This is a genomic window from Actinomadura keratinilytica, assembly GCF_039539665.1.
GTDB lineage: Bacteria > Actinomycetota > Actinomycetes > Streptosporangiales > Streptosporangiaceae > Spirillospora > Spirillospora keratinilytica.
In genome coordinates, this window is sequence record NZ_BAABDO010000003.1 from 133,972 (window position 1) to 159,599 (window position 25,628).

The 25,628-nt window shown below is 72.8% G+C and carries 13 protein-coding genes; 6 read left to right on the forward strand and 7 right to left on the reverse strand.

Features of this window, described 5'->3' with window-relative positions; translation table 11 throughout:
• Window positions 1-230: 230 nt before the first annotated feature.
• From ABD879_RS02085 to ABD879_RS02095, 3 genes are all read right to left on the reverse strand, one after another.
• Window positions 231-8,042 (reverse strand): SDR family NAD(P)-dependent oxidoreductase, encoded by a 7,812-nt coding sequence (locus tag ABD879_RS02085; RefSeq protein ID WP_345016815.1) that lies wholly within the window; start codon window positions 8,040-8,042, stop codon window positions 231-233.
• 249 nt (window positions 8,043-8,291) lie between these two features.
• Entirely contained in the window at window positions 8,292-9,113 is an 822-nt protein-coding gene (locus ABD879_RS02090) for an alpha/beta fold hydrolase (RefSeq protein WP_345016817.1), read from the reverse strand.
• 1,087 nt (window positions 9,114-10,200) lie between these two features.
• The gene (locus tag ABD879_RS02095) at window positions 10,201-12,006 is read right to left on the reverse strand and encodes a flavin-containing monooxygenase (RefSeq protein WP_345016819.1); all 1,806 of its coding nucleotides are present in this window, start codon (window positions 12,004-12,006) and stop codon (window positions 10,201-10,203) included.
• Between the two features lie 210 nt (window positions 12,007-12,216).
• On the opposite strand from ABD879_RS02095, the gene ABD879_RS02100 reads away from it, so the two are divergent.
• The 4 genes from ABD879_RS02100 (at window position 12,217) to ABD879_RS02115 (ending at window position 16,803) form a co-directional block, all read left to right on the forward strand.
• Window positions 12,217-13,485, forward strand: a complete 1,269-nt coding sequence (locus ABD879_RS02100) for a GAF domain-containing protein (protein WP_345016821.1) — start codon at window positions 12,217-12,219, stop codon at window positions 13,483-13,485.
• A gap of 73 nt (window positions 13,486-13,558) precedes the next feature.
• Window positions 13,559-14,791 (forward strand): GAF domain-containing protein, encoded by a 1,233-nt coding sequence (locus ABD879_RS02105; protein ID WP_345016823.1) that lies wholly within the window; start codon window positions 13,559-13,561, stop codon window positions 14,789-14,791.
• A 102-nt stretch (window positions 14,792-14,893) separates the two neighbouring features.
• Window positions 14,894-16,411: an aldehyde dehydrogenase gene (gene adh, locus ABD879_RS02110; protein WP_345016826.1), complete on the forward strand. Its 1,518-nt coding sequence runs from the start codon at window positions 14,894-14,896 to the stop codon at window positions 16,409-16,411.
• Window positions 16,411-16,803 (forward strand): DUF779 domain-containing protein, encoded by a 393-nt coding sequence (locus ABD879_RS02115; protein WP_345016828.1) that lies wholly within the window; start codon window positions 16,411-16,413, stop codon window positions 16,801-16,803. The genes adh and ABD879_RS02115 overlap by 1 nt, the downstream gene beginning before the upstream one ends.
• A gap of 817 nt (window positions 16,804-17,620) precedes the next feature.
• Here ABD879_RS02115 and ABD879_RS02120 read toward each other — a convergent pair.
• Window positions 17,621-18,463, reverse strand: a complete 843-nt coding sequence (locus ABD879_RS02120; RefSeq protein WP_345016830.1) for a helix-turn-helix domain-containing protein — start codon at window positions 18,461-18,463, stop codon at window positions 17,621-17,623.
• 103 nt (window positions 18,464-18,566) lie between these two features.
• Window positions 18,567-19,775 (reverse strand): MFS transporter, encoded by a 1,209-nt coding sequence (locus ABD879_RS02125; RefSeq protein ID WP_345016832.1) that lies wholly within the window; start codon window positions 19,773-19,775, stop codon window positions 18,567-18,569.
• A 181-nt stretch (window positions 19,776-19,956) separates the two neighbouring features.
• Between ABD879_RS02125 and ABD879_RS02130 the strand changes: the two genes are divergently transcribed.
• Entirely contained in the window at window positions 19,957-23,022 is a 3,066-nt protein-coding gene (locus ABD879_RS02130) for an AfsR/SARP family transcriptional regulator (RefSeq protein WP_345016834.1), read from the forward strand.
• A 304-nt stretch (window positions 23,023-23,326) separates the two neighbouring features.
• Here ABD879_RS02130 and ABD879_RS02135 read toward each other — a convergent pair whose 3' ends face one another.
• Entirely contained in the window at window positions 23,327-24,472 is a 1,146-nt protein-coding gene (locus ABD879_RS02135) for an RDD family protein (RefSeq protein WP_345016836.1), read from the reverse strand.
• A gap of 261 nt (window positions 24,473-24,733) precedes the next feature.
• On the opposite strand from ABD879_RS02135, the gene ABD879_RS02140 reads away from it, so the two are divergent.
• Entirely contained in the window at window positions 24,734-25,147 is a 414-nt protein-coding gene (locus ABD879_RS02140; protein ID WP_345016838.1) for a hypothetical protein, read from the forward strand.
• A gap of 181 nt (window positions 25,148-25,328) precedes the next feature.
• On the opposite strand, the gene ABD879_RS02145 is transcribed toward ABD879_RS02140, so the two are convergent.
• Window positions 25,329-25,628, reverse strand: a 300-nt coding sequence (locus ABD879_RS02145) for a transposase (RefSeq protein ID WP_345016840.1), incomplete at its 5' end; no start/stop codon positions are given.

The following is a 25,628-nucleotide window of genomic DNA, read 5'->3' on the forward strand; positions in this document are numbered from 1 at the left end:
ACTCACCGCCCCTGAGACGGCGCGCTGAAAAGCCGGATTCCAAGGGGCTTCTGCTGCACGGCCATGCCGATGACCGTGAGAAGAGATCGACGCGAGGTCGACACGACCGTGCAGACGTCGGCAACGGGCAGCGGCTCTCCCCAGCAGAGACGGCACGCCGAACGGCCGGATTTCAGGGATTCTGCTGTACAGCCGCGTCTGTGGCAGTGGGGAAAGGATGGCGCGGCCTCTCAGGCATCGGCGACGGGGGGCACATCGGCAATGGGCGACGCCTCCGTGGTCGATGCGGCGGCGCGTTCAGGCGGCGTGCTGGAGGTTCTGTTTTCGAGGGGTTCCGGCCGAGTGGGCACGTCAGCGACGGTGGGGAGAGGTCGACGTGCCCATTCAGACGTCGGCGTCGGGAGCGCCTCGGTGATGGGCGGCGGCTCCGCGGTGGAGGCGGCACCGCGCTGAGGCGGCATGTCGGAGGGGTGTGTTTCGAGGGGTTCGTACTGGGGGGCCGTGTCCATGGCGGGGTGGGGTCGGCGTGAGCATTCAGACGTCAGCGGCGAGGGTGCGTCGGCGGACGGTGCCGGTGGCCGGCTATCGGGCACCGGGCGTGGGGCGGTGGGCAGGCCCAGGCGGAGGAGGATGGTCCGGGTGATGCCGTTCACCGTGCCGCCGCTGCGGACGAGTTCCATGGGCGGGATGTCGATGCCGTAGCGCTGCTGCACGGAGGTCAGCAGGTCGGCGGCCATGAGGGAGTCCATGCCGTACTCGGCGAGCTGCGTGTCGGCGGAGATCTGGTCGGCGGGGAGGGCAAGGACCGCCGCGAGCTGCTCGGCGACCTGCTCTGCGACGACCGCGTGGGCCTGCTCGGGGCTCATCTCCGCAAGGGCCGCAGGGGTGTCGGGGGCCTGCTGTTCGCTGCCCGGCGGCAGCACCAGCGACAGCAGCGGGCCCCGCAGGCCCGGCAGGATGCGGCGGAGCCGTCCCCAGTCGCAGCGGCCGACCATGGTGACGTCGCTGCCCTCGGCGAGCATGTCCTCCAGGGCGTGGAGGGCCTGGCCGGGCGGCATGGGCGCGATGCCGAGCCTGGTCGGCGCCCACTCCTGGGCGCCGGTGTCGGCCAGCGCCCCCAGGCTGATCGCCGCAGCGGGGCGGCCGTCACGGCGGCGGCGCCGGGCCAGGGCCTCCAGGAACAGGTTGGCGGCCACGTAGGGGGCCTGGCGGATGTTGCCTACGGTGGTGATGGACGAGCACAGCACGAACAGGTCCAGGGGCCGGTCGCGGGTCAGTTCGTCCAGCACCATCGCTCCGGCGGCCTTGGGGTGCAGGACGGCGGCGAAGCGGGTGTCGTCGAGGTCGGCGAGCGGCGCGTCGTCCAGGTGCGTCGCCGCGTGCACGACGCCGCGGAGCGGGTGGCCGGCGGCGTCCAGCGTGTCCAGGACCGCGCGCATGGCGTCACGGTCGGCGGCGTCGGCGGTATGGGCGTGGGCGGTGGCTCCCAGGCGTTCCAGCTCGGCGAGCAGGGCGGGCGCTCCGGGGGCGGCGGCGCCGCGGCGTCCGACGAGGGCCAGGTGACGGGCACCGTGCCGGGCGAGCCAGCGGGCGATCTCGGCGCCGAAGCCGCTCAGGCCGCCGGTGACCAGGTAGGTGCCGTCCGGGTCGAGGCGGGGCGGGCGGCGCGGCGGTTCGACGGCGGCGGGGGCGTCCGCCGGATCACAGGAGATGATGATCTTGCCGATGTGCCGGGAGCGGCGCGGCAGGATGAACGCGTCCGCGATCCGCGACGCCGGATACACGGTGTGCGGCATCGACCCGCCCCCGCCGAGCAGCAGGTCCATGTAGCCGGGGTCCACGGCCGCCAGTTCGGGGTCCTTCCGCATCAGCGTGCCGACGTCCAGGACGGACAGGGAGATGTTGTCGGCCAGAGCGCGCAGCAGCAGCGGCTTGTTCTGGAAGATGTCGCGTCTGCCCAGTTCGACGAACCGGCCGCCGTGCCGCAGGCACTCCAGGCCGCGCGTGATGGCCTCCCCCGCCAGCGTGTTGAGCACGACGTCGACGCCGCGGCCCCCGGTCAGGTCGCCGACCTGCTCGGCGAAGCGCAGGCTGCGCGAGTCCAGGACGTGCTCGACGCCCATGGCGCGCAGGAGGTCGCGTTCGGCCGGCGTCCCGGCTGTGGCGATCACGTGGGCGCCGCGCAGGCGGGCGTAGTGCAGCGCGGCGATTCCGACGCCGTCGGCGCCGCCGTGGACGAGCACGGTCTCGCCCGGTTGGAGGCGGGCCGGCCGCACCAGCGCGTGGTACACGGTGCCGAAGGCCAGCGGGACGGCGGCCGCCTCGGTGAACGGCATCCGCTGCGGGATGAGGCGGGTCGCCCACGCCTCGGCCACCGCGTGGCCGGCGAATCCGAGCGCGCCCGACGCCATGACCCGGTCGCCGGGGGCGAACTCCGAGACGTCCGGCCCGACGGCGGTGACGATGCCCGCGCACTCCTGCCCCAGTTCGTGGCCGCCGAAGACGGCCTCGCCGGGCAGCAGGTCGGCCGCGCGCATCACATCGCGGTGGTTCAGACCCAGCGCCCGCGTCTCGATCAGCACCTGCCCCGGCCCGGGCTCGGGCACCGGCGCACGCTCCCACACGAGGGTGGGCGACGGACCGGGTTCGCGAACTTTCAGCCGATACGCTCCATCGGTGCGGGGGACGGGCAGACGCTGGCCGATCTTCACCAGCCGCGGCACGAACCGCCCGTTGGGGGTCAGGACGACCTCGTCGTCCTCGCCGGAATCCAGCAGTTCGGCGGCCAGCCGGGCGGCGTCGCGGGCCGGGTCGCCCGTGCGGTGCAGGCAGAGCCGCCGCACGGCCAGGTGCGGGTGTTCGTTGCCGAGGGTGCGCGCCGTCCCCCAGGTCGCCGCGTCCTCCGGGTGGGCGGACGCGTCCGGCAGGTCCGGTTCCGGCAGCGCTCCGCAGGGGCGGGTCACCAGCCACAGCTGCACGTCCCGGTCGCCCGGCAGTTGCTCGGCGGCGAGCGCGATGGCGCGCAGCACGGCGGCGCGGCGGGTGACCAGGTCCACGGTGGCGTCCGGGCACAGGTCCGCGGGGCCGCCCAGGACGAGCGTGAAGCCGATGGACGAGGCGTCGGCCGGTATGTGGGCGAACCAGTGCTGCGGATCGTCCCGCAGTTCGACCCGGCAAACCTGCGCGCCGCGTTCGTCCAGCACCGCGCCGAGCGCCTCGGTGAGGGCCTGCCCGCCTTCCTCCGCCGCGACGAGCCAGGTCGTGTCCGGTGTCTCCGCGCCGACGGGGCCGCCGCGCGAGTCCGCCGCGTTTTCGCAGGTGGTGCGCGCCGTCGCCGGGGGTGCGGCGGCGAGCAGGACGGAGAAGTCGCCGCGGGCGGGTTCGCGGTCGTCGCCGGTCAGGACGGGCTCGGTGAACCCGGCCTCGGAGAGCAGCTTCGGCCACCGCTCGCGGGGCACCAGCGGCGAGCGGGGCCGGACGTCGCGGTCGGTGGCCGCCCAGAACTCGGGGAGCAGGCCGAGGAAGGGCAGCAGCGTGGCGGGGCGGTGCGGCTCGGCGGCCAGCAGCAGCCCGCCCGGGGACAGGACGCGGGCCAGGCGGCGCAGCGCGGCGGTCAGGTCCTCGGCCAGGTGCAGCACGTCGGCGGCCACGACCAGGTCGAAGCCGCCCGGGTCGCAGCCCTGCTCGACCAGGTCGCGGTTCAGGTCGAGGCCGCGGACGTCCGCGAAGTCGTGCCCGGCGGTGCGCTGCCGCAGCCGGGCCAGGGACGCGCCGGCGACGTCGGTGGCCAGGTAGCGGGTGCGGTCGGCGGGCAGCACCGGCAGCAGCGTGGCGGTGGTGCCGCCCGTCCCGGCGCCGACCTCCAGGACGCGCAGCGGGCGGTCGGCGGGCCACCGCCGGACGATCCGCCCGACCAGCGCGCGGATGATCCGGTTGGTGAACGAGCTGACCGGGCCGCTGTCGTGGACCTGGTCGAGCAGTTCCCGTGCCCCGCCGCGGGTGAGCACGTCGGCGGCGGTGCGGCGGCCGCCGAGCAGTTCGGTGAGGTGCCGCCCCGCGCGGACGGTCAGGGCGGTCTGGGCGGCGAAGGGGCCGCTTTCGGCGATCAGCTCGCGGTGCAGGTCCGCGGCGTCGCGCCGTGGCGGGGGCAGGTGCACGCCGTCGTCGTCGTGGCGCAGCAGGCCGTGGCGTTCCAGCAGCGGCACGGCCATGCGCAGCATGTCGCGGTGGTGCGGCTCCCGGCAGGTCCGCAGCAGGTCGGCCATGCCGACGGGGCCGGTGCGGCCGCCGGTCAACGCGGTGAGCGCGTCGGCGAGGGAGTGGGCGAACGCCTCCTCCAGCTTGGAGGTGTAGGAGGGGTAGTCCACCTCGTGCCAGGCCGTGCGCAGGGCGGCGATGTCGGCGGCCGCGTCCTCGACGAGTGCGCGGGGGCCGGGCAGCGGCCACGGGGCGGCGCCGGTTCGCGGTGCGGCCCGCAGCTCCAGCCGGTAGCGCGCCACGGCGGCGGCCTGGGAGACGGGCACGCGGCGCAACCGGCAGCGTTCGACCTCCACGGTCACATCGCCTTCGGTGTCGGTGATGGTGATGTCCCAGCACACCTCGTCAGCGCCTCTTGACCGTTCGCGTACGTGCAGCAGGCCCTCGGGTGCGGGCCTGCCCCACACGCGCACCGCGCCCATCGCTGCGGGCATGTAGGCCGTCCCCGCACGCAGGTCTTCCACCAGCCACCACAGCCCGGCCTGCAACGCGCCGTCGAACAGCACCGGGTGCACGTGGTAGGTGTCGTCCCGCTGGGCCGGGCAGGAGTAGGCGCCCAGGATCTCGCCGCCGTCCCCATGCCACAGCTCCGTCAGTACCTGGAAGCGGGGGCCCCACTCCATGCGCCCCTCGGCGGCCTTCGCGTAGTAGTCGGCCACGTCGACGCGGACGCCCGTGCGTTCGCGGATCGCGGCGACATCCAACCGCGGCGGCGCGGGCCGCAGCAGCGGCCTTACGCGGGCGCGGAAGTTCTCGCGGGGCTGCCTCCCCTGCCGGTCGGCGCCGGCCACGGTGAGCACGCCGGTGTCCGTGGACAGCGACGTCTGGACGCACGGCGGCTCGGCGTCGGCCGCCATCGGCACCACCACGGCCCGGCCGATGTCGATGTGGTCGACCTCCACCGCCTCGGCCGCCTGCGGCATCACCGACCGTCCGGCGGCGATCGCCATCTCCACGTACGCGGCGGCGGGCATGACGACCGCCCCGCCGAGGCGGTGGTCGGGCACCCACGGCATGACCGACGTCTCGACCCACCCGTACCAGGTGGGTTCCAGCACCGGCTGCCGTTCGCCCAGCAGCGGATGCCGGACGATCCCGTCGCCGATCCGGCGCTCCCACGTCTGCGGCCGCCCGATCCAGTGGCGTTCCCGCTGCCAGGGGTAGGCGGGCAGGTCGCACACCGTGCCGCGCACGGGGAAATGGCGGTCCCACTCCAGGCGCGCCCCCGCCGCGATCAGTTCCGCCGTGACGTGGCGCAGCCGGGCCGGGCCGGACTCGTTTCGCCGCAGCGTGCCCAGCACGGCCGCGCGTGTCCGCGACGCTGCGAGGCGGTGCAGGTAGGTGCGGAGCACGGGGTGCGGCCCCACTTCCAGCAGCACGTCGCACCCGTCGTCCAGCACCCGTTGAACGGCGGCGGCGAACCGGACCGGGTGCCGGACGTTGCGCCACCAGTACTCCGCGTTCAGCTCCGGCCCGTCCAGCGGCCCGCCCGTCACGGTGGACACCATCGGGACGCGTGCGCGACCGGGCGCGATGCCGTCCAGCCCCTCGCGCAACGGCTCCCGGATCTTCTCCATCGCGGAGCTGTGGAACGGATAGTCGAGGTCCAACTCCCAGAAGGAGACGTCCTGCTCACCCAGATGCCCCCCTAGGCGGCGGAGGGCGTCGGACGTGCCCGCCACCGTGACGTGTCGGTCGCTGTTGACCGCCGCGACCTCCACCCCGGGGAACAGCGGCAGCATCTGCCGGATCCGCTCCTCCGGCAGCCCGACCGACGCCAGCCGCCCCATGCCCCGCGTCGCCGACTGCGCCCGCCCCCGGGCGGCGACCACCTGTGCCGCCTGCCCCAGCGTCAGGGCGCCCGCGGTGTAGGCGGCGGCGGCCTCCCCCACGCTGTGCCCGAGCACCACGTTCGGCCGGACGCCCGCCGCCTGCAGCATCTTCACCACCCCGACCTGAACGGCGAACAGCAGCGGCTGGGCGACCTCCGTCTCCGCCAACCGCCACTGCTCCGGCGGCAGTTGCAGCTCCTCCAGTACGGACCAGCCCAGCAGCGGCGTCAGCTCGACGTCCACCACCTGGACCGCCGCCCGGAACACCTCGTCGTCCAGCAGGTCGGCGCCCATCCCCGCCCACTGCGACCCGTTGCCGGTGAACACGAACGCCACGCGCCCCGTCTCCACCGCCGTCCCCACGGCCGCGGGGACGGCGCCGGGCTCGCCCTGCGGTTCGGCCAGGGCGCGCAGCCCGCGGGCCGCCGTCGCGGGTGAGGAGGCGAATACGACGGCGCGATGGCGGTGCAGGCCGCGGCGGCGGGTCGCGGTGTAGGCGACGTCGTAGAAGTCGCGTTCGTCGACCGCGTCCAGATGGGCGGCGGCCCGGTCGAGCGCCTCACGCAACGCCTCACGGGTGCGGGCGGACACCACGAACGGGAGGTCCCGTGGAGGTCGGGCAGGCTGCTGCGGAGGCTCGTCCGGCGCGGGTGGAGGCGCGAGCACCACGTGCGCGTTGGCGCCGCCGAACCCGAACGAGTTGACGCCGACCACCGAACGTTCATCCACCGCGGGAAGCCGCATCGCGCGCGAGGCGACCCGCAGGTTCAGGCCGTCGAAGTCGATGTCGGGATGGGGACGCTCGGCGTGCAGCGAGGCCGGGACCGTCCGGTGCCGCAGCACCAGCAGCGCCTTGCACAGGCCCGCCATGCCCGAGGCGGGCTCCAGGTGCCCCAGGTTGGACTTCACCGACCCGATCGGCAACGGCTCGCCCGTACGCCGCCGCCCCAGCGCACGACCGATCGCCCGGCATTCGACCAGGTCGCCGGCGGGAGTGCCCGTGCCGTGCGCCTCCACGTACACCACGTCGTCGGGATCGACGCCGGCCTCGTCGTACACCCGCCGCAGCAGCTCCTCCTGGGCCTCCGCGCTCGGCGTCGTCAGCCCCGCGGTGCGGCCGTCGCAGTTGGTGCCCGCCCCGACGATCACCGCGTGGACCCGGTCGCCGTCGGCCAGGGCGTCGGCCAGCCGCTTGAGCACCACCACCCCGCCGCCCTCGGCCCGCACGTACCCGTCGCCGTCGGCGGAGAAGGCCCGGCAGCGCCCGGTCGGCGACAGCATCGACGCCTGGCTGAACCCCACATAGCCCCTCGGGCTCAGCAGCACGTTGACGCCCCCGGCCAGCATCACCCGGCCGGTGCCGTCCACGAGCGCCCGCCAGGCCCGCTCGACCGCCACCAGCGACGAGGAGCACGCCGTGTCCACGGCGATGCTTGGGCCGCGCAGATCGAACACGTGCGACAGCCGGTTCGCCGCGATCGACAGCGCGCCCCCGCTCATCGAGTACGGCCCCATGCCGCGCGGCTCCAGAGCCTGCTGCACGCCGTACGCGGGGTCGGAGACGCCGACGAACACCCCCGTGTCCGTCCCGGCCAGCCGCTGGGGATCGATGCCCGCGTCGTCCAGCGCCTCCACCGCCATCTCCAGCAGCAACCGCTGCTGCGGGTCCATCGCCGCCGCCTCCTCGGCGGAGATGCCGAAGTAAGCCGCGTCGAAACCGCTGACGTCTTCCAGGAAGCCGCCCGCCCGGGTGTAGCTGCGGTCGGCCCGCGGCCTGCTCTCGTCGACGAACCGTTCGGCCTGGAAGCGGTCCGGCGGCAGCTCCCCCACCAGGTCCGCCTCCCGCTCCAGGGCCGTCCACAGCCCGTGCAGGTCGGTGATGCCACCCGGCAACCGGCACCCGACCCCGACCACGGCCACCGCCCGCTCGGACCGCCTCAGCCCATCACCCATGCGCCGCCCTCCCGCCGCGGACAATCGATCACCACCGACAGCCGTGCTGCCCACCCCCACCCTTGATCACACTTGGTGACCAAGAGATTACAAACCGAAGGTAAGGCACCTCTGCCGCCCCAGCAGCACGTCTGACCTCACCCATTCAGGGTCCGGTGCCTGTTCGAGGGTGTGTTGGACGGCTCGGGGACGCCGAGCATTGGGTGCAGGTGTGGCGACGCCCCTCCAAGGCGGTGTCAGTTGAAGGTGCTAGGAAGGTCTCGACGGCGGCGGCGAAGCCGTCGGGGTCGGTGGTGTGGACGAGGTGGTCGCCGTCGAGCTCGACCACTTGCGTGTTGGCGCGCCGGGTGACGATCGCCCGGCGTCCTCGGCGGCGATGACCTGGCTGTTGCGAGCGAACACGAACAGGGCGGGGCAGGTGGTGGAGGTCCAGTCGGCCCAGTGGTCACCGCGCGTTCCCCGTTCCGACGCGACGGTGTCCTGAGGGTGGAACGGCAGGCGCCAGCCGCCGTCCGGGGTGGGGCGCAGCTTGTCGCCGAGCGTCGGGGCCATCGGGCCGATGGCGTCCAGAAGCGTTTGCCGATCGGGGGCGGTGCAGGGCATCGACAGCACGAACGACAGGGCGCTGGGGCCGTCGTCAAGGTCGCAGACCGGGCCCTCCACATTGACGATGGCCGACACGCGCTCAAGGTGGCGGGCGGCGATCTGGAAGGCGGTGATGCCGCCGCCGGAGTGGCCGAGCGTCACGGCCTGCTTGATCCCCAGGTGGTCCAGAAGCGCGATCGCGTCGTTCACATAATCGTCGCGGGTGTAGGAGGCGGCCCGCTCGGAGTCGCCATGCCCGCGCTGGTCAGGCGCGATGACCCGCCGCATCGGCGCCAGTGCTGCGGCCAGGTGCGCCCACGTCTGCCACTCGTAGAGGTGGCCGTGCAGGGCGAGCAGCGGCCGACCGGGCCCACCGAAGTCAAGATGAGAAAGCCGACGGCCATCGATGTGAAGCTCGCTGCGCATTCCGTTGACGCTGGTGCTGTCCATGATCGAACCTCCACAGGTTTCTGCGATGAACAGCACCCTGTCCACCCCCGCTGACCACCGACGCGCCAACCGCTGACAATCCCCCTCCTCATCGGTGCGTGGGGTGTTCGACGGCTTTACCTGGGCAATCGGGCGATCCCGGGAGTTATTCGACGGCTGAGCATCTGGGGGTCAGGCAGCAGGCCCCGCGCAAGGAGTGGCGCGGCGGAAACCCTCACCGCAAGCCCAGGGTGGATGGTGCGGAAGACCCAGAAGAGCACACTCAGATGAAGGGGTGTTGCAATACCTCCAGGATGATGATGCGGCCGGAGGGTAAGGCCGAAGGTTAGCGGCGTCGGGCGGGCGCCGTAGGGGCTTGGTTTTTCAGCGGACCGGCGGTTGTGCAGATGCCCAGGTCAGAAGCATCTGCGGCCGACTTCCTACGGTGAGGCGGCCGGATGGTTCGGTTTCACCGGATCTACAGGGGGACGGGAGCGAGACGGCTGGGCGCTTGGGGAGTTCTTGCGTTGGTCGCTCCTTGGCGGCGATGGTTGGCCAGCTGAGGGCTTCTGCTCTGCCTGTCGGCGTCTGGTTTTTTATTAGGGGCTTTGGCGGATCGCTAGGTTCGGGGGATGAGTACGGCTGATCGGTTCGCGATCGTTGAGGAGATGATCGCTCTCCCGTTTTCGGGGGAGGGTGATGCCTCCGGCGGGGCGGGTTATGGGCTTCGGGTGCTGCTGGCCAGTCGGGATTTTTGGGACGATCGCAGCGGTGAGACCGTCGAGGCGGCCGAGGAGGAGATTGACGCCGCTCTTCGGGAGTTGGTGGCCGCGTTGACGGCGCGGTGGGGCGAGCCGGAGTCGGTTGATCTGGAGCCTTATCTGCGGGCCGAGAGTCCGGTGCCGGAGCCGATACAGACGCTGCGGGCTCAGCGGCAAGATGCTCGTCTGGCAGCGCCCGGATGCCGGGCGGTGGCTTGCGCTCGCCGTCGGCCAGGCCGATCCGGAATTCCCCATTCAGTTGCTTGCGGCGGTTGGCGAGGTTCCGATTCCCGCTGTCGCTGACCTGTGACGGCAGCTGGCTCACGCGGGCTGCCCCTGGGCGGGGTGGGGTTCGTCCTCGCGAACCCCACCCCTTCACAGGGTCAGGACAGGTGGTGTACCTCCTGCAGGCCGTACACCGGGGTGGGGATGCCCTCGTACCTGGCCTTGAGCTGCAGCGCCAGGTACAGGGAGTAGTGCCGGGACTGGTGCAGGTTGCCGCCGTGGAACCACAGGCCCTCCTGCTGGGTGGGCTTCCACATGTTGCGCTGCTCGCCCTCCCACGGTCCCGGGTCCTTGGTGGTGTCCGAGCCGAGGCCCCAGCACTTGCCGACCTTGTCGGCCATCTCCTTCCCGACGAGGTCGGCGACCCAGCCGTTCATCGAGCCGTATCCGGTGGCGTAGACGACCAGGTCGGCGGGCAGTTCGGTGCCGTCCTCCAGGACGACGGCGTCGCGCGTCAGGTGGGAGACCTGGCCGCGGGCGAGCTTGATGTCGCCGTTGATGACCAGGTCGCACGCGCCCACGTCGATGTAGTAGCCGGAGCCGCGGCGCAGGTACTTCATGAACAGGCCGGAGCCGTCGTCGCCGAAGTCGAGGGCGAAGCCGGCCTTCTCCAGGCGCGCGTAGAAGTCGGCGTCGCGTTCTTTGATCTTCTCGTACAGCGGGATCTGCCACCGGTGCATGATCCGGTACGGCATGGACGCGAAGATCATGTCGGCCTTGTCGGTGGTGATGCCGTTGCGGACGGCCTCCTCCGAGTACAGGGCGCCCAGGCCGATCTCCATGAGCGAGTCGGACTTGACGACGTGCGTCGAGGAGCGCTGCACCATGGTGACGTCGGCGCCGTGCTCCCACAGTGCCGCGCAGATGTCGTGGGCCGAGTTGTTGGAGCCGATCACCACGGCGCGTTTGCCCGCGTAGCCGTCCGGGCCGGGGTGCTGGGACGAGTGGTGCTGCTCACCCTCGAACACGTCCATGCCGGGGAAAGACGGGATGTTGGGCTTGCCGGACATGCCGGTGGCGAACACCAGGTGCCGCGGCGTGAGGACGACCGGTTCGCCATCGCGGTCGACGTTGACGGTCCACCGCTTGGCGTCGTCGTCCCAGGACGCGGAGGTGACGTTCGCCCGGGTCCAGTACGGCACCTCCATGACCCGTACGTACATCTCCAGCCAGTCGGCGATCTTGTCCTTGGGCGCGAACACCGGCCAGTTGTCGGGAAACGGCAGGTAGGGCAGGTGGTCGTACCAGACCGGGTCGTGCAGGCACAGGCTCTTGTACCGCTTGCGCCAGGAGTCGCCGGGACGGTCGTTGCGCTCCAGGACGAGCGCGGGCACGCCGAGCTGCCGCAGCCGCGCGCCGAGTGCGATGCCGCCCTGGCCGCCCCCGATGATGGCCACGTACGGCTGCTCCTCCACGCCGAGCCGCGCCGCCTCCAGCCGCCGCTCCTCCAGCCAGGTCCTGCGTCCTTTGACGACTCCGTGCCGGACGCCCTTGGGCCGCCGCTCCCGCAGGGGCTCCTCGTGGCCTTTGAGTTCGCGCAGGCTGGTGAGCAGCGTCCACGCGCCCTCGCCGGTCAGCCGCAGGTGGCCGATGCCGCGTCCGGTGGCGGTCTCGAACGCCAGCCACGCCTCCACGACGCCGTCGGTCTCCACCGGGTCCTCGGTGAGCCGGAAGCCGGACGGGTCGGTGCCGTCGAGGCAGGCGGCGAGCATGTCGGCGACGCCGTCGCGGCCCTCCACGGTCTTGATGTTCCAGGTGAAGGCCACCAGGTCGCGCCAGTAGCTCTCGGGCGCGAACATCGCGGCGGCCCGGGCCGGGTCGCGGGCGGCCAGGGCGGCCTCGAAGTCGGCCAGCCAGGACTGCACGCGCGTCCGCAACTCGGCGGCGGCCGTGGCGTCGCTCATCTGCGCCTTCCCTTCTCCGAAGGTTCTCCGGGTCTTCTCCGGGGTGGGTCCGGGTGCCTCTCCGGATCGATGGTGTAACGCCGATCACATTCGGGGGGCGGGGTGGGCGGCAAGGGTTGCATCGGATTGCACGACCTGTGGCGGGGATCACAGGCCGGATCTATGCTTCGGGGGCATCGCGGGACGTCGCCGGCCTGGGGAGGTGAGGTCGTGCGCGTGCATGCGGCGGTCCGTCCGGGGACCAGCCTGCCCGACTACGCGCGGGAGCTGGTCCGCGTCCACCACGCCGTGATCGGAGGTGAGCGGGCCGCGGTGCCGCTGCGGCCGCGGGCGCTGGTCGCCCGGTCGTGGTCGCGGGTGATGCGGCTCGGTCTGGCGCCGGACGGCGACAACGGGCGCGATCCGCTCGGCGCCGACGAGGTCGCCCGGCGGCGGCTCGACTCGCCGCTCGGCGAGGTGATCGACGAGCTGGGGCAGCTGATCGGTTCGCTGGCCGACGCCGCGCAGTTCCTGCTGGTGGTCACCGACGCCGACGGGGTGATCCTGTGGCGGCAGGGCGCCCCGGCGATCCGCCGCCGCGCCGACGACCTGGGCTTCTGCGAGGGGGCGACGTGGACCGAGGCCAAGGTCGGCACCAACGCGATCGGCACCGCGCTCGCCGAGGCGGCACCGGTGGAGCTGTTCTCGGCCGAGCATTTCGAGCAGGCGCAGCATCCGTGGTTCTGCACCGCGTCGCCCGTGCACGATCCGCGCACCGGGGAGCTGCTGGGCGTCGTGGACGTGAGCGGCCCCGCGCTGACGCTGCATCCGGCCATCGGCGCGCTGGTGGAGACCGGGACGCGGCTGGCCGAGTCGCGGCTGTGGCAGCGTCACCTGCGCCGCCTGGAGCGGCTGCGGCGGTCGGCGGCGCCGCTGGTGGGCACGTCCGGCGGGCCGCTGCTGCTGGTGGACGACGACGGATGGGTCGCGCACAGCTCGGGGGTGGCCGCCACCCAGCGCGTCGCCGCACCGGCGGAGGGGCGTGCGATGGCCGTCCCGGGTCTGGGGCTGTGCCTGCCGGAGCGGCTGCCGGAGGGCTGGCTGATCCGTCCCACGTCCCCGGCCCGGCCGATGACGCTCGTGCTCGACCTGGCGGAAGCGCCGATCTTGGAGGTGCGGTCGGGGGACGCGCGCTGGCGGTGCGCGCTGACCACCAGGCACGCCGAGATCCTGCTGCTGTTGCACGCCGCCGGGCCGGACGGGCTGTCGGCGCCGGCGTTGAGCCGGGCGCTGTTCGGCGACGCCGAGCATGTCGTCACCGTGCGGGCGGAGGTGTCGCGGCTGCGGCGCTCGCTCGGCGCGTTCGTGGAGTCCCGCCCGTACCGGCTGACGGGCGGGGTGCGGATGACCGTGCGGCCCGAGCCGACGGCGTGCGGGTTCGTCCGGGAGTCCACCACGCCCGGGATCCGCGCGCTCCTCTCCCGCGCCGCGCCGCGGTGACGATCGTGGACCGGGCGGACCACACGGTGTAACAATCGGGCCTGTCGGGCTTGTCCGGCCAGGAGGATTCCAGATGGCGGCACACGGTGCTCTGCGGGACCGGCGGACGCGGCTCGTCCGGGAGTGGTCACGGCTCGTTGCCCAGCGTGCTCCGAACGCCTCCTCCCACGACCCCGCCCTGCGCGAGGAGATCGCGGCGTCGTGGAACCGTTCGCGCACCGCGGTGGACCCGCACCGCGACAGCGCGCCGGCCGTCCCGGACGTGGCGGACCGCTGGCGCATGTCGCCGCTGGCCGGGCCGGTCGCCGAGATCGCCGGCGAGCTGCGGTCGATCGCCGACGAGGCGGGGTTCGTCGCCGCCGTCACCGACGCCGACGGCACCATCCTGTGGACCTACGGCGGACGCGTCATGCGGCACCGCGCCGAACGCGTCAACTTCGCCCCCGGCGGCCGCTGGGACGAGTCGGCGATGGGCACCAACGCCCCCGCGCTCGCCCTGCGCGAACGCCGCCCCGCCACCGTCTTCTCCGCCGAGCACCTGGTCGAGGCGCTGCACGGCTGGGTGTGCTACGCCGCGCCGCTGCGCGCCCCCGGCGGGCGGCTGCTGGGCGTCCTCGACCTGTCCAGCACCTGGGACCGCTCGCACCCGATGGTCATGCCGACCGTCCGCACCCTCGCCGCCGCCATCGAGGACCGGCTGGCCCGCCTGCCCGCCGCCGCGCTGCCGCCCGTCACCGAGCCGCGGGTCAGGCTGGACTGCCTGGGCGACGGCGCCCGGGCGCTGCGGGACGGCGTGCCTCTCTCCCTGCGCCCCCGGCAGCTGGAGATCCTCACCCTGCTGGCGCTGGAACCGGACGGCTTCACCCCCGAACGGCTGCGCGAGGCCCTGTACGGGGACCGCCCGGTCACCATGACGTCCCTGAAGGCGCAGGTGTCGCACCTGCGGGCCGCGCTCGGCGGCGCCGTCGCCCAGCGCCACTACGTGCTGACCGATCCGGTCGTTTGCGACGCGTCCGCCGTGCTGGACGCGCTGGCCTCCGGCGACACCGCCGCCGCCGTCCGGCGTTACACCGGTCCGCTGCTGCCGGAGTCCGAGGCGCCGGGGATCGTGCGCTGGCGCGACTACCTGGAAGTCGCGGTCCGCAAGGCGGTGCTGGCCTCGCCCGTCCCCGAGCACGCCCTGGTCTACGGCGAACGCCACCGCTACGACCTGGAGGTGCACCAGCACGCGCACATGCTGCTGGACCCGTCCGACGGCCGCCGCGGCATCACCGCCGCCCGCATCAACGCCGCCCTCCACGACTGACGCCCGCCCCCCGGGGGGGGGCCGCGGCAACCTTCTGACAACCTTCGCAGCGCATCGTGTCCTGCATCACATCGGTTCACACCGTGTGCGAGGAGGACATCCATGGTCTACGCCAAGCCGGGCGCCGAGGGCAGCGTCGTCTCGTTCGCCGACCACTACGACAACTTCATCGGCGGCGAATGGGTACCGCCCGTCGAGGGGGAGTACTTCGACAACCCGTCGCCCGTGGACGGGCAGGTGTTCACGCGGGTCGCGCGGTCGCAGGCCGCTGACATCGAGAAGGCGCTGGACGCCGCGCACGCCGCCGCCGACAAGTGGGGCGCGACGTCGGTGGCGGAGCGGTCGCTGATCCTGCACCGGATCGCCGACCGCATCGAGGAGAACCTGGAGAAGCTGGCCGTCGCGGAGACCTGGGAGAACGGCAAGCCCGTCCGGGAGACCCTGGCCGCCGACCTGCCGCTGGCCGTGGACCACTTCCGCTACTTCGCCGGGGTGATCCGCGCCCAGGAGGGCGGTATCAGCCAGATCGACGAGGACACCGTCGCCTACCACTTCCACGAGCCGCTCGGTGTCGTCGGGCAGATCATCCCGTGGAACTTCCCGCTGCTGATGGCCACCTGGAAGCTGGCCCCCGCGCTGGCCGCCGGGAACTGCGTGGTGATCAAGCCGGCCGAGCAGACGCCCGCCAGCATCATGCTGCTCATCGAGCTGATCGCCGACCTGCTGCCGCCCGGCGTGGTGAACGTGGTGAACGGGTTCGGCGTCGAGGCGGGTAAGCCGCTGGCCTCCAGCCCCCGCATCGCCAAGATCGCCTTCACCGGGGAGACCACCACCGGCCGGCTGATCATGCAGTACGCGTCGCAGAACATCATCCCGGTGACGCTGGAGCTGGGCGGCAAGAGCCCCAACATCTTCCTGCCCGACGTGCTGGCCGCCGACGACGAGTTCCTCGACAAGGCCGTCGAGGGCTTTGTGATGTTCGCGCTCAACCAGGGCGAGGTCTGCACCTGTCCGTCCCGTGCGCTGATCGCCTCGTCCATCTACGACGAGTTCATGTCCCGCGCGCTGGCCCGCACCGAGGCGATCAAGACCGGGAACCCGCTGGACCCGGAGACCATGATCGGCGCGCAGGCGTCCAACGACCAGTACGAGAAGATCCTGTCCTACATCGACATCGGCCGGAAGGAGGGCGCCGAGGTGCTGACCGGCGGCGGCCCCCGCACCGTGCCGGGCCTGGAGGGCGGCTACTACATCGAGCCGACCGTCTTCAAGGGCACCAACGACATGCGGATCTTCCAGGAGGAGATCTTCGGCCCGGTGGTGTCGGTGACCACCTTCGACTCCGTGGACGAGGCCCTGAAGATCGCCAACGAGACGCTGTACGGGCTCGGCGCCGGCGTGTGGACCCGCGACGGCTCCACCGCCTACCGGATGGGCCGCGCCATCAAGGCCGGCCGGGTGTGGACGAACTGCTACCACGCCTACCCGGCGCACGCGGCGTTCGGCGGCTACAAGCAGTCCGGCATCGGCCGCGAGACCCACCGCGCCATGCTCGCCCACTACCAGCAGACCAAGAACCTGCTGGTCAGCTACTCGCCGAAGCGCCTGGGCTTCTTCTGATGGTGGAACGGGTCCGGCTCACCGAGGCCGCCGCGCGGGTGCTGGCCGGTCTCGTCGCCCGGCACGGCCCGGTGATGTTCCACCAGTCGGGCGGGTGCTGCGACGGCAGCTCCCCCATGTGCTATCCGCGGGACGAGTTCATGGTCGGCGCCTCCGACGTCCTCCTGGGGCACGTCGGCGGCGGCACGCCCTTCTGGATGAGCGCCGCCCAGTACGAGTACTGGAAGCACACCCACCTGACCGTGGACGTCGTGCCGGGCCGGGGCAGCGGGTTCTCGCTGGAGGCCCCCGAGGGGGTCCGCTTCCTCATCCGGTCCCGTCTGTTCACGGACGAGGAGGTGGAAGCGCTGGAGGCCGAGCCGCCGCTCCCCACCGGCGCCACCGTCAGATAGGCCGCGCGCTCCCGGGCCTGGCTTCCTGCCGGGCCAGGCCCGGGTTCGCGGTCAGGCGGCCCCGCGGCGGGGGCGGGCCGCCTGCGGTGGCGCTCCAGCCGGATCGCCATGCCGACCGCGGCGTCGCGGTCCGTCTGGGTTTCCCGCTGACGATCTGGCTGGTGCTGCGTGCCGGGTCGTGCTCGAACACGACCCCGCGCTCGTAACCCAGCTCCGCCCTCGGTGCATAGCGGCTGGCACCGGGGGCGGTTCCCGGCCGCCTTGTCCCGGCGGCCGCACCTTGCCCGATCCGTGCCGCGGCGGCTCCAACAACCGGGCGCCTCGACGCCGCCGCGGCGCGGATCGACCACCGGGACGGTGCACCGCCCGCGCAGGGCCCGCCCGCATCCGCCCCACCTGAAACAAGCGCCAGACGACACCGCCGACGCCCAAGCCGACAGACACCAACGTCGGCCCGCAGACACCAGGACGCGCGGCCCCACCAGGTCGTGACTCGAAGTAGGTGGAGCCATTCCGTTGATGGCGGCAATCACGAGGGCGGCCTGGTAGCGGACGGAAAACGTGTCGTAGCGGGGGGACGGCCGCCGCGGCTGCCCCGCCGTCGCCGGTGCCGGGTCTGGCCACCCGGGGGCCGGGACCGCGGCGGCGCTCACTTCACTTGGAAGCTCGCTCAAGCCGCCCGCTTTCCGCCCCGACCGGGCGGCCGCGCCTCGGCGCGCCCGCATCCGATCCCCCGGAACGTGCCGCAAGCGACACGATCGACTTCCCAGAGCAGCAGACACCGGAACGCGCGGCTCCGGCGCCGGGCGGTTCGGGCTCAGCGGACGGTTCGGGCGGCGAGCAGCATCTTGATGAATTCGCGGCTCTCCTCTGCGCAGAGGGCCGAGTTCTGCTCGATGTGGGTCCAGACGTCGGTGAGATCGGTGTAGGCGAAGCCGATGCCGAGCATGGTGTGGCACAGGCTGATGCGGTCGCTGACACCGGGGAACTCCAGCACGTCGAACGGGTGGGCCCGGTCCTCGTAGAACGGCGCCGCGGACGGGACGACCCGGACGCTGGCATCCGGGTCGTCGCCGAGTTCCAGCAGGCGGCGCAGCTGCGGGACCATCACCTCGTCGGCGAGCCGCGGTGTCAGCGCCATCTCGTCCACGATCACGTCGAGGAAGCGGCGCCGCCCGCCCGGCCGGTAGGTCTGCCGGTTGCGCAGCATCTCCCAGTGCACGTCCGGGTCGGGCTCGCGCAGCGACACCGACGCGATGAACCGGGCGTACGGCTCCGCCTGCGCCAGTTCGGGGATCTGCTGGACGCCGTAGGTGCGGATGACCGACGCCTCGGACTCGGAGATGAGCGCGTCGCGTTCCTCCGCCTTCATCCCGTCCAGATGCGGCGCCAGCCATCCGGGGCCGCGCGGCCGCGACGCCAGGTCGATCATCAGGTCGGCGACCTTGGCCCCGCGGACCCCGTAGCGCTCCAGCAGCAGCTCCACCTCGCGGGGCGTCGGTTCGCAGAACCCGGTCTCCACACGGACGAGCCAGTCGGAGTTGCATCCGGCGCAGGCCGCGGCCTCGTCGTAGGACAACTGGAGAAGTTCCCTGGTCCGCCGCAGGTAGAGCCCGAGGCGCCGGGCGTTGATGTTCGGGGCGCGATAGTCCGTGGGCATCCGAACCTCCCGCCGTCATCATCCCTGGACGGGCCGGATGACATGCCCTTTTCACGGAAGGCGACGCGAATCTAACGCTCCGGCATGTCCCACGCGGGCGGGGTCAGGTCGGACGGGGTGCGAAGCGGCCCGCCAACGGGACGATCACCAGAACCAGAACGGCCGCCACCAGGTAGCACGCCCAGTACCCGGACAGCGGGGCCAGCACGGCGACCAGCCCCGTCCCGGCCACGGCGCCGAGGTAGTTGAAGACGCCGACCCGCGCGACCGCGACGCCCTGCCCGATCGGGTCGTGGCGGGCCGCGGCGGCGTACGCTCCGGGCGCGACCGAGCACAGCCCGATTCCGGCGCCCGCGAACCCGGCGATGGCGACCCACGGGGACGGCGCGAGGACGGCGGCGACCAGGCCGACCGCGGCCAGCACGGCGCCGCCGCGGATGAGCCAGGCCGCGCCCCGGCGGCGCACCACCAGGTCGGCGACCGCCCGTCCCGTGACCGTCGCGGCCGCGAACGCCGTGATGGCCAGGGGGGCGACGGTGTCGGCGCCGCCCAGTTCGTCCCGCACGTACTTGACGGCGAATCCCGCGATCGCCCCCTCGGCGACGTACGCGCATGCCAGCGCCGCGCCGAGGACGAGCAGCGGCCGCCACGGCACGCTCACCGCGGGCCCGCCCGCCGCGCGGAGGCGCCGCGCCGCGCGCTGCTCGGCCGCCTGCGCGATCGCGCGTTCGGCGTCCTTGCGCAGCGGCAGCCGGACGGTCGCCACGGCGATCAGCAGGCCGATCGCCGCCGGCACCGCGAAGCCGACCGCCAGCGACAGGTCTGCGCCGTTGGCGAAGGAGACCCACAGGGAGCCGGCGATGCTCGCACCGCTCCACACCGCGAAGAACCCGTTGACCAGCGACCGTCCGGCGTGCCGTTCGATCGCCACGGCCTGGGCGTTCATCGCCGCCTCCACGACGCCCATCGCCACGCCGTACAGCGCGACGGAGGCGACCAGCGCGCCCGTCCCGGGGACGGCGCCCAGCAGGACGACCGCGGCGAAGAAGACCGGCTGGGCGCACCGCAGCACCAGGCCCGAGCCCGCCCGCCCGTTCAGCCGGGCCGCGAGCAGCCCCCCGGCGACCGCCAGCACCGGCACCAGCGCCACCAGCACGTTGATGGCCTGGTCGCTCAACCCGTGCGAACGCTGCACGTGCGGGATCCGCGCCATCACGGCGGAGAACGCCAGCGCCTCGCCCGCGTAGCACAGGTAGATCGCGCCCCGCACCCGCCGGATCGGCGGCGCGCCCACGAGCGCGCGTTCCGTCACCGTACCCGGGGGATCGTCCTCCGCCGAGGTTGAGCCGACCGCGCCGCGCATCGCGTCCGTCCCGCTCCTGACTCGTGAGTGGAATTCGAGTCATGTTATACCTGGTAGCGGTATTAGCGAGGAGTGCCGTGGTCGCTCACCGGCCGAACGGTCCGGGCCGGTTCAACGACGGAGGCGGCGGGTGAACAGTGCCAGGCTGCGGTTCGGCGTGCTCGGTCCGCTGCTCATCGAGGCGGACGGCGCCCCGGTGCGGTCGCCCCGCTCACCGATCCTGCGGGGCCTGCTCGGCGTCCTGCTGGTCGCCGCCGGCCGCGCCGTGCCCGCCGACCGGCTCGTCGAACTGGTCTGGCGGGAGCGTCCCGACGAGGTGAACCCGGGCTCGGTCCAGGTGGCGGTCTCCCGGCTGCGGCAGTGGCTGCGCCGGATCGATCCGACGCCCGACCCGTCCTGGAGCCTCGACCACTACGGCTCCGGCTACCGCCTCACGTTTCCGGACGGACGCTTCGACCAGGCCGTCGACCTCGGCGGATTCCGCACGTTGACGGCCCGGGCCAAGGCCGCCGACGACGCCCGGGAACGCTCCGAACTGCTGGAGGCGGCGCTCGCCCTGTGGCGCGGGCCGCTGCTGGCCGACCTGCCGGCGCTGGACGCGCACGACCCGCTGCTGCGGTCGGTGACGGAGGAGATCACCACGGCGGCCGCGGACCTGGCCACGGCGGCCGCGGCGGCGGGCCGCGCCGGCGCCGCGCTCGACCGCCTCGCCGCGCTCGCCGAGGCGCACCCGCTGGACGAACGGCTCGAAGCGGGCATGGTCGAACTGCTGGCGGCCGACGGACGCACCGCCGAGGCGCTCCGCCGCTACCAGACCTACCGGGAGAGCGTCGCCGAAGAGCTGGGCGTGGACCCGGGTGAACGCATGCAGGCCGCCTACCTGGCCGCGCTCGCCCAGGACGGCCGCACCCCCGAGGCCCTCGGCGTCTCCCGCGCCCCGCCGCCCGTACCGGCGCAACTTCCGCCGCCCGTCCCCGACTTCACCGGCCGCGACGACCAGGTGCGGACGCTCACCGACCTGCTGACCGCCCGGGAGTACTCGCCGGTCACGGTGATCACCGGACTGGGCGGAGTCGGGAAGACCACGCTGGCCCTGCACGTCGCGCACCGGCTGGCCGCGCGGTTCCCCGACGGACAGCTGTACGCCAGGCTGCGCCGCCCGGACGGCGCCCCGGTCGATCCGGCGGAGGTCCTCGGCGGGTTCCTGCGGGCGTTCGGCGTCAGCGGACAGGACGTCCCGGCGTCCCTGGACGACCGGTCCGCGCTGCTGCGGACCGTCCTCAACGGCCGCCGGGTGCTGATCCTGCTGGACGACGCGACCGACGAGGGCGAGGTGCGTCCGCTGCTGCCCGGCGCCCCCGGCTGCGCGGTCGTGGTCACCAGCCGCGTCCCGCTCGCCGGTCTGGAAGGCGCGGGCCGGATCGACCTGGACGTCTTCGACCAGCGGCAGGCCGTCGCGCTGCTGGCCCGCATCATCGGCCCCGAGCGCGTCGCCGCCGAACCGCGGGCCGCCGCCGACGTCGTCCGCCTGTGCGCGCACATGCCGCTCGCGGTCCGCATCGCCGGGACGCGCCTGGCCCGCCGGCGGCACCGCACGCTGGCCTGGCTGGCCGACCGCCTCGGCGACGCCCGCCACCGCCTCGACGAGCTGACCGCGGGCGACCTGGCGGTCCGCGCCTCCTTCCGGCTCAGCTACCTGCGGCTGCCCGACCGGACGCGCCGCCTGTTCCGCCTGCTCGGCCTGCTCGAAGCCCCCGACTTCGCCGAATGGGTCGCGGCGGCGCTGCTCGGCGGCTCCTACCGGGACGCCCAGACGCACCTGGAGGCCCTGGTCGACGCCCAGTTGCTCGTCGTCTCCGGAACCGACGCCAACGGCTGGACCCGGCTCCGCTACCACGACCTCGTCCGCATCTACGCCCGCGAACGCGCCCTCGAAGAAGAAAGCGAGGACGCCCGGCTGGCGGCCGTGCGACGCGCGCTCGGCGCCTGGCTGGCCCTGGCCGAACGCGCCGCGGAACGCGTCCCCGGCCCCTGCTACGCCCCCATCCACGGCGACGCGCCCCGCCACGAACTCCCGGCGGACGTGACCGACCGGCTGCTCGCCGACCCCATGGCCTGGTTCGACTCCGAACGCGCCGCGATGGCCGCGGCCGTCGAGCACGCCTGCGCGCTCGGCCTCGACGACTACGCCTGGGACCTGGCCGCGTCGATGGAGAAGTACCTCGACGTCCGGAGCCTGGCGCAGGACTGGATCCCCCTGCACGAGAAGGCCATGGCGCTGTGCGCGGCCAAGGGCAACCGCCTCGGCGAGGCCGTGCTGCTCCGCGGCCTCAACGACATGACGACCTGGCTGTCCATGGACCGTCCGGGCGACGCCATGGGCACCTCCTACGACGAGTCCACCCGCCTGTACCGCCTGTTCGCCGAGGTGGGCGAACGACGCGGAATGGCCGACGCCCTGGTGGCCCAGTGCTGGGGCCTGACCGCCCGCGGCGACTCCGAACTGGCCCTCGACACGGCCCGCCGCGCCCTCCGCCTGGCCCAGGCGACCGACCACCTCGGCGGCGAGGCCCGCGCCCACCACGTCATGGGCGTCGCCTACGGGGAGGCCCGGCCCGAACAGGCCGCCGAACACCTCGAACGCTGCCTGGAACTCGCCCGCCTGCACGGCAACCCGCGTTTCGAGGCGACGGCCATGCAGTTCCTCGGCGCCGCCTACTGCCTGACGGGCCGCATCGAAAGCGGCCACGCCCTGCTCGTCGGGTCGCTGCGCATCACCCACCAGCTCAAGGACCACTACGCCGAGGCGTTCTCGCTGCTCTACCTCGCCAAGCTGTACACCGCCCTCGGCGACGAGCGCGCCCTCCCGACCGTCAACTCGGTCGTCTACCTCAGCCGCCGCCACAAACTGGAGCATCATCTCGCCGACGCCATGACGGTCCTGGGCCAACTGGACCTCGCCGCCGGCCGGTACGCCGACGCCGTCACCAACCTGGAGGAGTCCGTGCGCCTGTGGCGCGCCCGCGGCTGGCACTCCTTCCTGGCGTCCACGCTTCGCCTCCTAGGGCAGGCCCACCGCGAGAACGGCGACGAGGGAGCGGCCCGGAAGGCCTGGAGCGAGGCCCTCAGCGTTTACGAACGCCTAGGGGACACGGCGGCGGCCAATGAAACTGCCGCCCTGCTCAACGAACGATGAACGCCGACCCCGCTTCGGCGTCCACCGTCCGCCCCCGCCCCGGGCCTGGCCCGCGCACACTCGCTACGTTCCCCAGGTGATCGAGTACGTCCCCGTAGCACTCGACCACCTCCGACACCCCTCATCCTGCCAACCGGCCCTTACCAATCGCTTACCGAAACTGCTGTGGGGACGGCCCGGCGCGTACACGGCGTCACTTCCCCCGGGTGCGCAGCAGCATGACGCCCCCGCGGGCTACGCAGCGTTCAGCGCGGTGAGCCGCGCACTACCGGACTTGGCGTCGTGGCGCCTCCGCCGAAACGCCTTACGAACCGTCCTGCCCTGCTGGAGGAGCCGGCGGAACGTACGGCATCGGCGGCGCGTATCCCTGCACCGGGTCGTAGGACGGTTGCGGCGGCGGCAGGGCCTGGGCGGGGTTGGCGGCATGGAGCGGCGGCGCCTCCTCGCCCGCCCGCCCGGAGCGAAGCCCCTTGATCCGGCCGCCGAGCCGCTTGCCCATGTCCTGGACCTGCTGCGCGCGCTCGGACTGTCCGAGGTTCTGGCGGGCGGCGTCCCGGACGGCCCGTCCGGCCGCCTGGGTGCCGTCCCATGCCCGCCCGGCGCCCTGCACCGCGGCGGCCACGGCGCGCTGATACACCCCGGCGCGGACGACGGCCGTCCCGGCCAGCATGTCGGCCAGCGTCCGGCGGCGTCCGCCGAACAGCGCGGGCAGGCTGTTGGCGACGAAGACCACGACGGCGAACAGCCAGACCAGCACCGCGGCGAAGAACATGCCCTCCAGGAGAACGACCCAGGCCAGGCAGTAGAGCCCCGTCCCGCCCGCGGTGGTCACCAGGGCACGGCGGAAGGCCCCCGCCTTGCCGGGTTTCCGTGCGTCCCCTGTGGCGGCGGCGCGCACGCGGATGTCCATGACCGCTTTGCCGAGCGTGCGCCCCGCCCAGGTCTGCGCCACGAACTGATACAGCAACTCGACCAGGACGAGTAGGGCCAGTGCCTGATAGACGGCGCTGGTGAACGTCCCCCAGACCCCGGCGCCGAAGTCGGTGGCGGCCTTCTCCACGTCCCCGCCGGAGAACAGCAGGCCACCGGTCGCCGCCAGCGCCTTCTGCGGTAGGTCCTCCGCCACGTAGGACTGCAGCCGCCCCCACGTCATCATGCCGAGCAGAACGGCGACGACCCACAGCAGCGCGGTGTCGATGCCCCAGGCCATCAACCGCCGGAAACGCGGCGCGGCTCTCTCCCCGTCGGTCGGCTCGACGTCAAACCCTGGCGGCACGGGGGGCGGCGGATGACCATGCACGAGGCGCGAGTCTAGAGACACACACCCTCGCCTGCTACGCCCTTCCTCCGAAACCCCCAGAATCCACACGTCCCGGCGACGCCACCGCCCCGGCCGATCCCCTTTGACAGCGACAACGATCAGCGCCCTCACCCACGGCCGAGCCCGCACAGAGTCCAGATGTGGCCATCCCCCCGCCGCAACAGAGTCGCCACCGCGGCCCGACAGCCCTCGCGTCGCGAAGACAGGCCATGCTTCCGAACGACTTGGACATTTTCACCGCCAACGCTTCAACTTGATTCGCTCCAAAATCTCAACATCGGGGACTGCGCGCGCCTCTGCGTTGCGCAGTCGTCCGCAACCGGCCACCAGCACCACCGCCATTGCGCGGGCGACTTGAACAATCATGGGCGGCGACGAAAGGACCCGACCGTGGCCGATCCTGTCCGCCCTCCCCGCACCACCCTGCAGGTCCGGTACAACCCGCCCGTCGCATGGTTGTTCCTCGTCCTCGGCATCGCCAACTTCGTGCTGGGGCTGCTGGTCCCCGGCCTGATCAACCTGGCGCTCGGTGCGCTGTTCATCGTGTACGGCGCGGTCCTGCTGACCCGCCCGTACTTCACCTACACCACGCACACACGGACACTGGAGGTCATCGCACCGATCGGCACCCGGCGCTCATTCCGGGCGACGGGCGGTGACACCCTCATCGTGGCGGGAAACCGCATCGTCCTGGTGAAGGCAGACGGCAAACGCAAGAAAATCCCGGTCAACCGCTGGATGTCCCGCGCCAACGAATGGGAGACCGTCACCGAAGCAATCGGCCACCACCCCGAAACCACCTGACTCAACAAAGGTCACCACATCACCCACCCGCGACGAACCAGCAAAGCCCCGTGCCCGCTCACCCCGGCCCCCGACCACTGCCTCATTCGAACAACAGCCAACACCGCAGCAGTGCCGTCTCAGGCCCGCCAGTCAACCGCGGTAACCGTACGCAGCACCGGGCGTGTCCTTAGAGGTGATCTCATTTGGCGAGGCGGCGGTAGCAGATGAGGGCGGCGGCGATGCCGACGAAGGCCAGGAAGTGCTGGGCTTTGCGTTCGCAGCGGCGGTGCAGGCGGCGGAAGCCGTTGAGCCAGGCGATGGTGCGTTCAATGGTCCAGCGGTGGCGGCCCAGCCGCTGGGAGGAATCGACGCCTCCGCGGGCCAGGCGCAGGGCGATGTTCCTGCCGCGGAGCCATCGGCGCAGGTGGTCGCAGTCGTAGCCCCTGTCGCCGTGGAGCTTGGCCGGGCGGCGCCGGCGGGGCCCGCGGCGCGAGCGGAT

What these genes read in the sequence shown, in the direction of transcription:
- ABD879_RS02085 (WP_345016815.1), bottom strand. Translation starts at nt 8,042, where the DNA reads ATGGGTGATGGGCTGAGGCGGTCCGAGCGGGCGGTGGCCGTGGTCGGG.
- ABD879_RS02095 (WP_345016819.1), bottom strand. Translation starts at nt 12,006, where the DNA reads ATGAGCGACGCCACGGCCGCCGCCGAGTTGCGGACGCGCGTGCAGTCC.
- ABD879_RS02105 (WP_345016823.1), top strand. Translation starts at nt 13,559, where the DNA reads ATGGCGGCACACGGTGCTCTGCGGGACCGGCGGACGCGGCTCGTCCGG.
- adh (WP_345016826.1), top strand. Translation starts at nt 14,894, where the DNA reads ATGGTCTACGCCAAGCCGGGCGCCGAGGGCAGCGTCGTCTCGTTCGCC.
- ABD879_RS02115 (WP_345016828.1), top strand. Translation starts at nt 16,411, where the DNA reads ATGGTGGAACGGGTCCGGCTCACCGAGGCCGCCGCGCGGGTGCTGGCC.
- ABD879_RS02120 (WP_345016830.1), bottom strand. Translation starts at nt 18,463, where the DNA reads ATGCCCACGGACTATCGCGCCCCGAACATCAACGCCCGGCGCCTCGGG.